Source organism: Clavibacter nebraskensis NCPPB 2581, assembly GCF_000355695.1.
Lineage (GTDB): Bacteria > Actinomycetota > Actinomycetes > Actinomycetales > Microbacteriaceae > Clavibacter > Clavibacter nebraskensis.
On sequence record NC_020891.1, the window covers coordinates 2,457,392 to 2,471,303 of the forward strand.

The window sequence follows — 13,912 nt, forward strand, 5'->3', positions numbered from 1 at the left end:
CGCGGGTCTGTATCTCTCGGGCACATTCGACGCGAGTGTGCCCTCCTCGAGGCTGCGCTCGGCGGCGCCCATCGCGAGGCGCAGGAATGAAACGTCCTGATACTGCGGCCACCTGCCATGATCGGCATGCGATACTGCCGTTGTGTGTACTGAGATTACACTTTCGCTGAATGGCATAGATATCGACTGGGGTAAAAATCGATTTTGGAAAAACCACTACTGGCTTTTCCCGCCCACCAGCCTGACTGATATTCCCTATCTTTACGCTGACAATGAAGTTGAATGGCACCCTGGCTTCGAGACATCCCTGGATCAAGCCAGGTTTCGCCTATGTCAGCTCGGCTATTCCCTCGAGGAAGCGAAGTCGAAATTTCAGACAACAGTGAGCCACTGGAGTCGGAGAAGTTACTTCGAGCTCTCGTTTGATGCCTTTCGGGAGGCGCTAAGCGAGTTTAATTTCCATGATCGGCCAGAAGTTGAGCCTGGCCTGGGACCTTCGAGCTTCAAATCAGAATTGGCCGAGGCGCTTGCTGCTTGCAGTCCGGATGACGGTTGTCAGATGGAAGACTTTGTCTACGAGCTTGATTTTTCAATTATTCTTCGCACACTTGCGGAGCAGGAATCGAATCGTCCCCTGCCCCTCCGCTGGCACTACTATGATTTGGTCGAGAATGGATGGGCAACCATTGACGATTTGCTCGAGCTTGACCGAAACACGGCGATCATGAACCATTCATTCTTAATGGGGCGACTTCAGGATTACACTCAATTAAATACGGTCAGCGCATTCGACCGATGGTTGGCGGGGCAAGGAATTCCTCAAGAAACGCCGTATTGGCGGTCGGATACTGGAGATAAAAGACGGCTGGAAAAGCTGACCCTACCCACTGCAGTTCGCAATATGATTCACCATCCCGAGAATCTAAGCAACAGACTGCTTGACGAGGACATAAGAAAGAGCGTGGAGCTACTTCTCGAAATTACCGGAAGGCCGCCTTACCCCCTGAAGCAACTCACCCAATAAAGTTGCAATATGGCAGATGTATTTGGATCCCCAGTATTTCGACGCATTACAGCAGGTCTAGCGCTCGCGTTGCAGTGGGCGCTCGGCCGGACTCTAGGTTCCGCCTACTACAAAGCAACCTGCTAACGGACGGTATGGATAAAATCACGCCCCGCCGCGGTTCCCCTCCAGGGTGGACGTGAAGACGTCCTCGTCGAACGCGCTGTAATCGGCGTACTCGAGAAGCTCGTAGAGGCGGGCGCGGGTCTGCATCTCGGGCACCATCGACGCGAGCGTGCCCTCCTCGAGGATCGCGTCGAGGCCGCGCTCGGCTGCGCCCAACGCGAGCCGCAGGAGCGAGACCGGGTAGATCACGATGGCGACACCACCACCACGAATCGCGCGCCAACTCACCTGTCGCCCAACACCCGTTGCGCCGACCCGGTTATAAGCAGGGGAACACCCCGTAATGAATTATATGCGCGAGTACCTGTATGTACTCTTGATGCTTTTCGCAAAGTAACTCCCCACGCTCTGCGCCTGAATTAAGCCGTCGTATTCTGCTCTAGGAACGTCGAAATATTGGTAGGTGGCACCGTTTAAGAACTCTACCTCGAGCACCAAGCTCTGAGCATCGTAGCCAACGGCTGCTATATTAGAACTGCTTACCGGCGTCTTATTCATCACATATTCCTATCATCAACCATTGAAGTAAGTTCACGAATCACTTTCGAACTGATCGGAGTGAGTCGCCGCCATGCAAGCGCCACGTCGGCGTAATCTTGAGGCGCCCGTGCAACATCCCAGCCTCCAGGCAGCTCGCGCCCAATAACCTTCGGGTCAGCACTATCGGGCCGCTCGCTTTCCCTGGATTGAACAGTAACGCGTGTAGGTAGCTTGACGACCTCCCCGGTCACCAGGGCCTCGCCAGTACGTAAAACTGGCACTGCATCAAACAGACCGGCCATGTTGTCCGGTAAAGTTGAACGAACAATACCCCGATCCGTTGCGTTTGTCATCCTCATAACAAAGAAAGACCCCAGCTGTGATAGCACGGACGGCCGGATATCAGAAGGACGTTGACTGACAATCATGACTCCGACGCCGAATTTCCGACCCTCTTTGACTATTCTGTCAACAATCTCGCCTGCGCCTTGAGTGCCGTCACCAAGGTACCGATGCGCCTCCTCGAGGACCACCAAAAGGGGCCTCTCGCGCCCGCCCTCAGACAGGTTACGCGCCCATACTAGGCTCTCGTATAACAGGCGCAACAAAACACTCGTCACTCGCTGAAGCACGGCGTTAGGCACTCCTGACAAATCTGCGATTACAATCGGGGTGGCGTTACCTAACCACAGTGCCAAAAAGTCGCCTAAATCGCATTGAACGCGACCACGTAGCGGCACATCCCAGCGCCCCGGCCGAAATAAGAAATCATACCTCGGATCTCGTAGCTTCGCCCCAAGGGAATTTGTTTGCCGCCGAGCGTTCACACTCGCCTGGCTGAGGTAGACACGATCAGGGCCACTTGTCGAAATGGGTCGATACGAGGGCGGCGATACGCTCTCGATATCCCCTCGAACCTGTTCACCGTCAGGCGTCAACGCATACGCTATTGTCTCATGCGTTTGACCGGTCGAAGGCTCCGAATGAGTCGCAAATTGCAACTCATGGAGAGTCATCCACAGCTTGCGCACACTGAATGGTATTGGAGTATCGACTGTGATGTTGTTTAGATCGAGACCTAGATCGTCCTCCGTCTGCACATATTCGCGCTTCATATCTAGCACCAGAGACTGAATTACAACCGCAGAGTTCTCGTCGACTTCACCCAACGCCAAGTGCAAAAAATCCTCAAAAGGCAACGCCCAGTACGGCAAGTACATCTGTTCAGTAGCGGTATCGTGGTTACGGTTCTCAGTTGCGTCGACACGGAAGCACGTTGCTCGCGTTCCAAATGCCTGTTTGTACTCGCCGTGAACATCGATAATAAGTATTCGTGCGGACGGAAACCGTGTTTTCTCGGAAAGAGCTGCCAGCAGAGAGGACACTGTCGTTGATTTACCGCTCCCAGTACTTCCGACAACAGCAGAATGTCGATTCACCAGAGCCGAAACGTCAATTCGAGCAGGCAAATGAGGAGCGTTGGATATGTGACCCAGCTGAATAGACTTTATCCCTGCGCCGACATCGTATATGCGGTTCAAATCACTCGCCGTGACTAACAGCACGGGATCACTTATGGATGGGTACCGAGATATCCCCCGATCAAAAGATCCGTCTCTGTGAGCCTCTCCTAGTAGCTCAAGCTTCATCCACGGTCGTCCTGGAACCGTCTCTGATTCGGGATGATCTCCGACCAGGGAAGAACCGACCTGAACCACGATCGCGAAGACATCGATAAGACCGAGGGGAATTCGAACATACGCACCAACTTGCCCTACAAAATAGGCGTGACCCCTGGAGAAAGTCAATCCCGGAGCGGCCGCCGGAAGCACACTCGCCATGACAGTGTCGCCTTGAACGCTTGAGACATCTCCGATTCGCATTGGATCACTGGGCATCTGGAATGCCCTTAGTTCGTGACTCACCCGTCAAGAGCCTTAGGAACTTTCCCAACTTGGCAAAATCCCCCAGATCGGATGACACCTGCACTTCTGCGTCGCCATCCTCAATTGAAGAAGCCCACCGACCTCTGGTTGTACCTATTACTCCTTCGGTGCTGCCCATGAGGATTAAATTCGCGGTGCTTTCGGCCATACCAACAGCTTCCTGATACAAGTCAAGACTTCCAAACAGCAAACCCTGAACGGTCGAAGTGGGGTTAGCTCGTAATGACTGCTCCAAAATCTCGTTGATGTGTTGGTCTCGGAATGAGTAGCCACACGTGACAAGAATGGCACCCGGCTTTCGCATGAAAGCTTTAAGCCTGTCCATCATGGCCAGATATGGAAGACGTCGGCTTTGATCATACTTTAGGTGACTCGGATAAACGAGTGCTGACGATTCATCTCCGGGATCGGGCGCTTTCCGCACTACCTCACCATCGGGTTCTTGCGACCAGTTGATGGACCCATGAAGCTTCCATAGCAACGTCCAACGATTCGGTAGCTCGTCTTCCTCAATCGCTTCCAAATTGAAGGTCGGGTGACGTGAGCCCATAAAGCCGTCAAAGTACGCAATTCTCTGACGCTCGAACGCCTGCTCAATTAACATGTCGTAATTAGTTGTAAAGACCTGCGCCGGCGCCAGGCGTCGGACGGCTGCAACCCAGACAGCCAATGAAACGTAGGGACTATCCCCCTCCGGTAGCTCCGCGTCAACATGTTTGCGAATGCTCTTGGTAATGGCTGAATCGAGGGCGTTAAGATCCGCAATTGAGACTCCGCGGATATCAGCATCACCCGGAAGGCTCTTCATCGCCCGTATGTAGTTGAGTAGTTGTTCCAAGTTGCGCCTTTGCTCCGTTGGCAAATGCTCGATGAGAGCAGAGAGGGCAAGCGAGAGCGGCTGAGGAACTTCCTTCACAATCAAGTCTGTGAGGTCTTCAAGGCCAGGAACGAGAGGCTTACCCCCCTTCCGCATGGACATAGGGGCGCCGGCCCCTAAAAGGAATCCAACCGGCTTTTTTTCCTGCTCCAATGCAGATCGCAAGTAAGATTCGTGTTGGTGCAAGTTGTGCATCGTCATGGCATCCCTGTCTTCACGACTTGACCCTATTGCGTTTTCGAACGATGAGGTCACCCCCAGTTACGGGGTGCGTGCGAACGAATACTCTTATCCGACGCGCGTCGGATAGGATTTACTGCAGTTAGCTCTTGATGATTCTGCGCGCCGTGGAAGAGTCTGCCGAGGCATCACGCCCCGCCGCGGTTCCCCTCCAGCGTGAACGCGAAGACGTCCTCGTCGAACGCGCTGTAGCCCGCGTAGTCGAGGAGCTCGTAGAGGCGGGCGCGGGTCTGCATCTCGGGCACCTTCGACGCGAGCGTGCCCTCCTCGAGGATCGCGTCGAGGCCGCGCTCGGCGGCGCCCATCGCGAGGCGCAGCAGCGACACCGGGTAGATGACGATGTTCACGCCCACGTCGCGCAGCTGCGACGTCGTGAACAGCTCGCTCTTCCCGAACTCGGTCATGTTGGCGAGGATCGGCACGTCGACCGCGGCGCGCATCGCCTCGAACTCGGCGAGGTCCGCCATCGCCTCGGGGAAGATCGCGTCGCCACCGGCGTCCACCAGCGCCTTCGCCCGGTCGACGGCGGCGGCCATGCCGTCGACGCCGCGCACGTCGGTGCGGGCCATGACCAGCAGGTCGGGGTCGCGGCGGGCGTCGACGGCCGCGCGGATCCGCTTGAGCGCGGTCGACTCGTCGACCACCTGCTTGCCGTCGAGGTGGCCGCAGCGCTTGGGGTTCACCTGGTCCTCAATGTGGAGGCCCGCGACGCCGGCGTCCTCGAGCATCTGCACGGTGCGGGCGACGTTCATCGGCTCGCCGAAGCCCGTGTCGGCGTCGACGAGGCACGGCAGGTCGGTGACGCGCGCGATCTGCTGCGAGCGCCCGGCCACCTCGGTGAGCGTGGTGAGGCCGATGTCCGGCAGGCCGAGGTCCGCCGAGAGCACGGCGCCGGAGATGTAGACGCCGTCCATGCCCTTGTCCTGGATGAGGCGGGCCGACAGCGGGTTGAACGCGCCGGGCATGCGGAGCAGCTCGCCGGACGCGAGCCGCTCGCGGAACGCGCGGCGCTTGGCGGCGGAGGTGAGGGTGGAGTGCAGCACTAGAGGAGTCCCTTCGGGGAGCCGGCGCCGTCGAGGAGGCCCGGTCGTGCGGTGACGGTGAGGCCGGCGAGCTCGTCGGCGGTGAGCTCGGGCAGGCGTTCCACGAGGGCGAGGAAGCGGTCGACCTCGGCCTCCTCGAGCACGCCGTCGGCGAGCGTGCGCAGCTTGGCGACGTAGTCGGCGCGCGCGAACGGCCGGGCGCCGAGCGGGTGCGCGTCGGCGACGGCGATCTCGTCGACGATGGTCGAGCCGTCCGTCAGGCGGATCTCCACCCGGCCACCGAACGCCTTCTCGGCCGGGTCCATGGAGTGGTACCGGCGGGTCCACTCCGGGTCCTCGGTCGTGGTGACGCGCCGCCAGAGGTCCACCGTGTCGGGGCGGCCGGCGCGCTCGGGCGCGTACGAGTCGACGTGGTGCCAGGCGCCGTCCTGCAGCGCCACCGTGAAGATGTACGGGATCGAGTGATCGAGCGTCTCGCGGCTGGCGCGCGGGTCGTACTTCTGCGGGTCGTTCGCGCCGGAGCCGATGACCACGTGCGTGTGGTGCGACGAGTGGATGAGGACGCGGTCGATCGCGTCCGCGTCGGCGAGCACGGGGTGGGTGTTGTGCAGGCGGCGCGCGAGGTCGATCCACGCCTGCGCCTGGTACTCGGCCGAGTGCTCCTTCGTGTATGTGTCGAGGATCGCCCGCTTGGCCTCGCCCGGCGCGGGCAGCGGCACGTCGTAGGAGGCCGCGGGGCCGTCGAGCAGCCACGCGATCACGCCGTCCTCGCCCTCGTAGATGGGGGTGGGGCTGGTCTGGCCGCGCATCGCCCGGTCGATCGCCTCGACGGCCATCTTCCCGGCGAACGCGGGCGCGTGCGCCTTCCACGTGCTGATGGCGCCCTTGCGCGACTGCCGCGTGGCGGTCGTGGTGTGCAGCGCCTGGCCCACGCCCTGGAAGACGGTCTCCTGATCCAGCCCGAGCAGCGTGCCGATGCCGGCGGCGGCCGACGGGCCGAGGTGCGCGACGTGGTCGATCTTGTGCGCGTGCAGGCTGATGGCCTTCACGAGGTCCACCTGGATCTCGTAGCCGGTCGCGATGCCGCGGATCACGTCGGCGCCCGTGAGAGCGCGGCCGTCGGGGCGGCCTCCAGCTGCGGCGTGCTGGGCGGCGGCGAGGATCGGCGGGATGTTGTCGCCCGGGTGCGAGTACTCGGCGGCGAGGAACGTGTCGTGGTAGTCGAGCTCGCGCACGGCCACGCCGTTCGCCCAGGCCGCCCACTCGGCGCTCACGCGGGTGGCGGGATCCGCGCCCACGACGGTCGCGCCCGCACCGGCCGTGGACGGCCCGTGCGCGAGCGCCTGCGCGCGCGCCGCGACGACAGGCGCGCGCGTGAGCGAGGCGGTCGCGACCGCGGCGTTGTCGATGATGCGGTTGACGATCATCTCGGTGACTTCGGCGTCGACCTCGACCGGATCCGCGGCGACGGCGGCGATGCGCCCCGCCAGCTGCTCCCCGGGAGGCAGGGCCTCGTCGCTGCGGTGGACGCGGACGCGGTGGATCTGCATGCTCTTCCTCACGGTCGGGCGCCTGTCGCGGCGGGCTCGGGGCCCCGTCCGCGCGGCACCGGTCCAGCGTATCCACCGGCGGGCCCGCCCTACGCTGGAGCGTGCTCACCGTCGCCCCGGAGTCCCCCCGCGCACACGATGTGCTGCCGCTCCTGCGGCAGGCCGACGAGTTCGCGCTCGCCCTCTACCCGGCCGAGAACTACCACGCGCTCGACGTCGGCGACCTCGAGCGGCCTGGCGTCACCTTCCTCGTCGCGCGCCACGACGGCCGCGCGCTCGGCACGGCGGCGGTCGTCGACGGGGGCGACGGATCCGCGGAGCTGAAGCGCGTGTTCGTCACGGACGCGGCGCGCGGCCTCGGCGTCGGGCGCGCGCTCCTGGTCGCCGCCGAGGAGCGGTCCCGCGCGCTCGGCGCCGACGTCATGCGGCTCGAGACCGGCCTGCCGCAGACCGCCGCCATCGCGATGTACGAGCGGGGCGACTACCGGCACGTGCCGCGCTTCGGGAAGTACGCCGAGGATCCGACGAGCGTCTGCATGGAGCGCGACCTGCGCCAGGATCCCGGGCCGCTCCCCCGCTGGATCCTCCGCCCGGCGCTCCCCGACGACGCGACATGGATGGCCGAGCTCCGCGCCGTCGTCCTGCGGCCCGACCTCGAGCGGCTCGGCCGGTGGGATCCGGTGCGGGTCCGCCGCCGCTTCCTCGACGGCTGGGCGCCCGAGCGCACCTCGGTGATCCGCGTCGACGGCCGCGACGTCGGCCTCATCGCCCGCCGCGACGAGCCCGACGCGCGATGGATCGAGCACTTCTACCTCAATCCCGTGGTGCAGGGCGAGGGGATCGGCGGCGAGGTGCTGCGCGACCTCATGGTGCGGCACGACGACGGCCGCCCGTTCCGCCTCGACGTGCTCCAGGGCAGCGCCGCGCGGCGGCTGTACGAGCGGGCCGGGTTCCGGGTCGAGCGGGAGGACGCGGTGGACGTGTGGCTGGTGGCGCTCCGGGCCGACGGTCCGCGAGCCCGCCGCGGGATTTGACTCCCTCGGACGCCCCGCCGTACGTTCGTTGAACGTTCAACGAACAGAGGGGACCCCGCATGCGCACCCTGCTCCACCCGGCCCGCACGACGCCCGCCCTCCAGGACGCCGCCCTGCTCGTCGCCCGCGTCGCGATCGGCTTCATCCTCATGGCGCATGGGCTGCAGAAGTTCCTGCAGTACACCCTCGACGGGACGGCCGCCTCGTTCACGGAGATGGGCATCCCGGCCCCCGGTGCGGCGGCCGTCTTCGCCGCGACGGTCGAGACCGTCGGCGGGGCGGCCCTGATCCTCGGGCTCCTGACGCCCGTGTTCGCGGCGCTGAACATCCTCAACCTGCTCGGCGCCCTCGTCATCGTGCACGCGAGCAAGGGCGTCTTCGTCGACGGCGGGGGCTACGAGCTCGTGCTCGGGCTGATCGCCGGCCTGGTCGTCGTCGCGCTGCTGGGAGCAGGCCGCCTCAGCATGGACCACCTCGTCAGCCGCCGGCGGCAGACGGCCTGAGCGCAGGGACGCCCCGAGGAGGACGTCGGCGCCAGCTCGCCGACGGAGCCGCCCTACGCGGGATCCACATCAGAGGAGACGGGACCACGAGGTGGATCACGCAGCGCCGCGCGACGACCGGTGGGCGAACGTCGCGATCCTGATGGGCGCCGTCGCGCTCGGCGTGTACGCCGTGCTCTGGGGCGTCATGTGGATCCCCACCTACATCGACGGCACCGGACTGCTGAGCCTCCACCCGCTGTTCCTCCTCGCGGGGGTGCCCCTCGAGCTCCTGGCGCTCCTCAGCCTGGTGTTCGCGATCATCGCCCTGGCCATGCGGCGAGGCAGGACCGCCGGCACCGTCGCGATCCTGGTCGCCGACGCCGTGTTCGTCGTCCTGTCCCTCCCGACGCTCTGGTTCGGCGAGTTCCCGTGGTACGCCTTCACCCCCGGCGGAGGATGAGGAGCACGACGTGACCGCGGCCGCCGGCAGCTCCGCCTCCGCCGCCGCCCGGCTCGTCGGCCGGCGACGCCGCCGCGCGCCCCGGGGCCCAGGAGTTCACGGAAGCAGAACGTCCCGTTCATGCACAGGGTCGGGCCGCGCCCGATGATCCTCGTGCCGATCTCCCGCGCGTCTGCGCGGCCGGCCTGCGCGACCCCGCGCGCATCCCCTCCCCACAGAAGGACGAACGTGAGGATCCCCCCTGCCCGCCGTGCCGCCCCCGCGCGCAGCGGCGCCCTCACCGTGGCGGCCGCCGCGGTGGCGCTCTCCGTCGGCATCGGCGCACCCGCCGCGCACGCCGCCGCCGACCCCGCGCTCCAGCCCGCGCCCACCGCGCGCGACCACCTCATCATCGACGTGCCCGGCCTCGTCAACGGGCGCGAGCTCGGCGCGTACACCGGGGTCGACGGGCGCACGGTCGCCGCGAGCCGCCTGATCCGCACCGAGTCGCTCGACAAGATCACCGCCGCCGGCGCCGCGACGCTCGCGTCCGTGCACCACGTCGACCTCGTGATCGACCTGCGCACGCCGGGCCAGATCCAGAAGAAGCCGGACGTCCCGATCCCGGGCGCGAAGACCGTCGCGATCTCGATGTTCGGCGCCGACGGCGACTACCCGGACGACACGGTCATGTACCAGGACCTCATCGACAAGGGCTACGTCGACGCCCAGGACCCGGGCGTGATGATCAGCGCGTACCGCAGCATCCTGCAGGCCATCGCGTCGCACACCGGGAACGGCACCATCCTCATCCACTGCTCGCACGGCATGGACCGCACCGGCACCGTCGTCGACCTGCTCGACCGGATCCTCGGCGTCGGCAGCTCCGACATCCTCCACGACTACCTGCTCTCCAACACGCAGCTCGGCGTCGACTGGGCGAAGCCCGCGCTGCTCCAGGGCACGTTCGAGGCGGGCATCGCGTCGCGCTACGCGGGGATGGACTCCTACATCCGCACCACGCTCGGCGTCGACGACCAGGAGATCGCGGCCCTCCGCGCGCAGTTCCTCGTCTCGGACGACGCGGCCGCGGCCTCCATCACCGTGGGCGGCGTGACCGTGCCGCTCGGAGACGCGGCCGGATCCGCCGGGGCCGTCGTGCCCGTCGGCCTCCCCGCCCTCACGCCCGGCGACGTCCGGGTGACCGCCGCGGACGGATCCGCCACGTCGTCCGTCGCGGTCGACGGCCGCACCGTCACCGTCACCGTGACCGCGGCGGACGGGAGCACGACGCGCACGTACCGGATCACGGCCGGGCTCGCGGAGGTCGCGCTCCCCGGCGGATCCGCGCCGACCGCGGGCGGCACCGTCGCGTTCCGCGCCGCCGGCCTCACGCCGGGTGCGACCTACCGCGTGATCCTGCACTCGACGCCGACCGACGTCGGATCCGTCACCGCGGCCTCCGACGGCACCGCGTCCGGCACCGTCACGATCCCCGCGGGCACCGACCCCGGCACGCACACGCTGACCCTCGTGGACGCGCAGGGCCGGGCGGTCTCGGATCCCGCGGCCATCACGGTGAGCGCCGCGGCCGTCTCGGCCATCACGGCGACCGCGACCGGCGCGCGCCACGCGGGCCCCGCGGTTGCGACCGGCGGCACGCCCGTCGCCGCCGACCCGTGGCCGGGCCTCGCGCTCGCCGCCCTCGGCCTCGCGGGACTCGCCGCGATCGCGGGCCGCACGGTCGCGCGCCGTCGCGCCGCGCTGCGCAGGCCGTGACGACGGATCCCCTGGCGACCCGGCGGCGGCTCCTCACCGCCGCCGGGGTCGTCGTCGCGTCCGCGGCGGTCGTCGCGGGCGCGCTCGCGGCGGTGGGCGGGTGGCCGGTCGCGTCCGACCTCCCCCGCGACCTCGCGGGCGTCCCGGTGCAGGCCGACGTGCCGGCGCCCGCGGCGAGCGCGGACGGCACCACCCCGGCGGTCGACTCCGGCCTCGGCCGGTTCCGCGCGCCCTCGGTCGGGCTCGACGTGCCGCTCGGCGCGGTCGACGTGGTCGGCGGCGTCGTGGATCCCCCGGGCTTCTCCTCCGCGTACCGCGTGCGCGACCTCGGCGTCGCGCCCGAGGACGCCGCGACGGGCACGGTGTTCGTCGTCATGCACTCGGTGCGCGGCGGCGGCACGGGCCCCGGCGACCTCCTCATCGACGACCGGGCGGGAAGCGCGAGCGTCGCCCACGGCGCGGTGATCGAGGTGGCGGGCGTCGACTACGGCGGCGGATCCAGCCGCGCGGTCCCCAAGGGCCAGCTCCCGGACGACGCCGAGGTCTGGGCGGACGCCCCCGGCCGGCTCGTCGTCATCACGTGCCTCCAGCGCCCGGACGGCAGCCCGTCGCGCGACGACATGGTGATCGAGGCGACGCGCGCCTGATCGCGGCGGGGAGCGCGACGGCCGATGCGGCCCGGCGCTCCCCGCCTCGATAGCCTCGGCACATGCGGATGGACAGGGCACGGCTCGAGGTCGCGCGCGCCTGGCGCGCCTCCGTCTCCCCCGACCGGCTCCTCCTCGCCGCCAAGACCGCGCTCGCGGTCGGCATCGCGTGGGCCGTCGCGCCGTTCGTGCCCGGCGTCGCGAACGAGTACCCCTACTACGCGCCGCTCGGCGCGCTCGTGAGCATGTACCCGACGCTCATGGGCTCCGCGCGCACCGGCCTCCAGACGCTCCTCGGCCTCGCGGCGGGCATCGTGCTCGCGACCGCCGTGATCCTCACCACCGGCCCCTCGTGGTGGTCGATCCCCGTGATCGTCGGCATCGGCGTGATCCTCTCCGGCTCCGGCTGGTTCGGCGCCGGCCGCGAGTACGTGCCCATGGCGGCGCTGTTCGTGCTCATCGTCGGCGGGCAGGACGCCGACACGTACTCGCTCGGCTACCTCGTGCAGATGGCCGTCGGCGTCGTGACGGGCCTCCTCGTCAACGTGCTCATCGCGCCGCAGCTGTCGAGCGGGGCCGCGGGCGCGCGCATCAGCGCGTTCCAGCGCGAGGTGGCCGACCGGCTGCGGGACGTGGGCGACGCGGTCGAGGCCGACTCCCCGCCCGCGCACGCCGACTGGATCCGCGCGAGCGAGGACCTCGCCGGCACCGCACGGGCCGTGCGGGCCGACCTCCGCGAGGCCGACGAGAGCCGCAAGGGCAACCCGCGCGCGCTCGTGAACAAGCGCGACGTGCGCATCGACCACGCGCGGCTGGAGGCGATGGACCAGATCGTGTTCCACGTCCGCGACATCTCCGCCGCGCTCGCGGACACCATCTGGCAGGAGCGGGGCGCGCTGGGCCTCGACCGCGAGATCACCGCGCCGATCCACGACGCGTGCCACGCGGTCGCGGGCGTGCTCGACCTCGAGGATCCGGACTCCCCCGAGCGCCACCGCGCGATGGGCGAGGCGGCCAGGCAGGTGCGCCTGCTCGTGGAGGCGGTCGACCGGCGGGCGCAGGAGCTCGGCCAGGCGATGGGCCCGGGCGTGCTCACCGCCATGCACCTCAAGCGCGTGCTGCACCACCTCGAGCCGGTCGGCGCGGCGGAGTCGCCGGCGCCGTAGCGCGAGCCGCGCGCTAGGCCGACGCCGCAGCGGCCGTGCCCGCCTCGCCGCCCACCGGCAGCGCCTCCGCCCGCGCGTCGAAGCGCACGGCCACGATGCCCGCGACGATGAGCACGCCGCCCACGAGCTGCAGCGCCGTCAGCTCCTCGCCGAGCAGCAGCCACGCCCAAGCGCCAGCGGCCGCGACCTCGAGCAGGCCGACGAAGGAGGCGAGGCGGGATCCGAGCATCGCGCTCCCCGTGATCCCCGCCCCGTACGCGAGCGCCGTCGCGACCACGCCCACCACGAGCATGGGCACCCACCACGGCACGACGCTGCCGAGCATCTCGACGTCGGCGACGGATCCGGTGAACGGCAGGATCCCCGTCACGCCCACGAGCGCCAGCAGCACGGCCGCGACGAGCAGGCCCGCGGCGGCGAGCGCCACCGGCGGCAGCCCGTCCGCGCCGCGCGCCGCGATGGCGAAGTAGCCGGCGCAGCCGACCATCGCGCCGAGCGCGAAGAGGAGGCCCACGGGATCCAGCGCCCCGCCGCCCGACGGCGACACCACGAGCGCGAGCCCGCCGGCCGCGGCGACGGATCCGAGGAGCACGGGCACCGCGGGCCGCCGCCTCGTCATCGCCCACGCCACCGCCACGAGCAGCAGCGGCGCCATGAACTCGATGAGGATGGCCGTGCCGACGGGGATGCGCTCGATGGCCGCGAAGTACATGACCTGCGCGCCGGCCACGCCCACGAGCGCCATGCCGAGCACGCGCCGCCAGGCCCGGAGGACGGGCCGGAGGTCGCCCCGGAGCTGCGCGAGGGCGACCGGCGCGAGGACCGCGCCGCCGATGAGCGCGCGCAGCGCGACCGCCGCGACTGGGCTCCAGCCCGACTCCAGCAGCGGCTTCACGAACGCGCCGGACAGGCCGAAGGACGCGGCGGCGACGATCGCGAGGACCAGTCCGGTGGTGAGGTGGCGTCGGGGCATGGTGCTCTCGTCTCGTCAGGGGCCAAGCGGCCTACGGTCATGACGTTAGACTGGTACCGGATAA

General features: G+C 67.5%; 13 protein-coding genes and 1 pseudogene. 7 read left to right on the forward strand and 7 right to left on the reverse strand.

Features of this window, described 5'->3' with window-relative positions; translation table 11 throughout:
* Positions 1-142 precede the first annotated feature (142 nt).
* Positions 143-1,024: a HEPN/Toprim-associated domain-containing protein gene (locus CMN_RS15005; RefSeq protein ID WP_015490983.1), complete on the forward strand. Its 882-nt coding sequence runs from the start codon at positions 143-145 to the stop codon at positions 1,022-1,024.
* 144 nt (positions 1,025-1,168) lie between these two features.
* Here the strand turns inward: CMN_RS15005 and CMN_RS11520 are convergent.
* The 6 genes and pseudogenes from CMN_RS11520 to CMN_RS11530 form a co-directional block, all read right to left on the reverse strand.
* Positions 1,169-1,390 (reverse strand): annotated as a pseudogene (locus CMN_RS11520) (methylisocitrate lyase); the annotation flags it as partial.
* 87 nt (positions 1,391-1,477) lie between these two features.
* Complete coding sequence (locus CMN_RS15590; protein ID WP_080606000.1) at positions 1,478-1,687, reverse strand: KTSC domain-containing protein; 210 nt, start codon at positions 1,685-1,687, stop codon at positions 1,478-1,480.
* Positions 1,687-3,234, reverse strand: coding sequence for an ATP-binding protein (locus CMN_RS14840; RefSeq protein WP_165583291.1), 1,548 nt, complete (start codon positions 3,232-3,234; stop codon positions 1,687-1,689). Before CMN_RS14840 ends, CMN_RS15590 begins: the two co-directional genes overlap by 1 nt.
* A gap of 322 nt (positions 3,235-3,556) precedes the next feature.
* Positions 3,557-4,693, reverse strand: coding sequence for an SIR2 family NAD-dependent protein deacylase (locus CMN_RS14845; protein WP_015490985.1), 1,137 nt, complete (start codon positions 4,691-4,693; stop codon positions 3,557-3,559).
* Positions 4,694-4,860: 167 nt separating this feature from the next.
* Positions 4,861-5,775, reverse strand: coding sequence for a methylisocitrate lyase (gene prpB, locus CMN_RS11525; RefSeq protein WP_015490986.1), 915 nt, complete (start codon positions 5,773-5,775; stop codon positions 4,861-4,863).
* The gene (locus CMN_RS11530) at positions 5,775-7,325 is read right to left on the reverse strand and encodes an MmgE/PrpD family protein (RefSeq protein WP_015490987.1); all 1,551 of its coding nucleotides are present in this window, start codon (positions 7,323-7,325) and stop codon (positions 5,775-5,777) included. The genes prpB and CMN_RS11530 overlap by 1 nt, the downstream gene beginning before the upstream one ends.
* Before the next feature lie 101 nt (positions 7,326-7,426).
* Here CMN_RS11530 and CMN_RS15500 point away from each other — a divergent pair, with 101 nt between their 5' ends.
* From CMN_RS15500 to CMN_RS11560, 6 genes are all read left to right on the forward strand, one after another.
* Complete coding sequence (locus CMN_RS15500) at positions 7,427-8,359, forward strand: GNAT family N-acetyltransferase (protein WP_015490988.1); 933 nt, start codon at positions 7,427-7,429, stop codon at positions 8,357-8,359.
* Positions 8,360-8,418: 59 nt separating this feature from the next.
* Entirely contained in the window at positions 8,419-8,862 is a 444-nt protein-coding gene (locus tag CMN_RS11540; protein ID WP_015490989.1) for a DoxX family protein, read from the forward strand.
* A 91-nt stretch (positions 8,863-8,953) separates the two neighbouring features.
* Positions 8,954-9,304, forward strand: a complete 351-nt coding sequence (locus CMN_RS11545; RefSeq protein ID WP_015490990.1) for a hypothetical protein — start codon at positions 8,954-8,956, stop codon at positions 9,302-9,304.
* Between the two features lie 228 nt (positions 9,305-9,532).
* Complete coding sequence (locus CMN_RS11550) at positions 9,533-11,062, forward strand: tyrosine-protein phosphatase (RefSeq protein WP_015490991.1); 1,530 nt, start codon at positions 9,533-9,535, stop codon at positions 11,060-11,062.
* Entirely contained in the window at positions 11,059-11,709 is a 651-nt protein-coding gene (locus CMN_RS11555; protein WP_015490992.1) for a sortase family protein, read from the forward strand. The genes CMN_RS11550 and CMN_RS11555 overlap by 4 nt, the downstream gene beginning before the upstream one ends.
* Positions 11,710-11,771: 62 nt before the next feature.
* Complete coding sequence (locus tag CMN_RS11560; RefSeq protein WP_015490993.1) at positions 11,772-12,875, forward strand: FUSC family protein; 1,104 nt, start codon at positions 11,772-11,774, stop codon at positions 12,873-12,875.
* A gap of 13 nt (positions 12,876-12,888) precedes the next feature.
* On the opposite strand, the gene CMN_RS11565 is transcribed toward CMN_RS11560, so the two are convergent.
* The gene (locus CMN_RS11565) at positions 12,889-13,848 is read right to left on the reverse strand and encodes an EamA family transporter (protein ID WP_015490994.1); all 960 of its coding nucleotides are present in this window, start codon (positions 13,846-13,848) and stop codon (positions 12,889-12,891) included.
* Positions 13,849-13,912 lie beyond the last annotated feature (64 nt).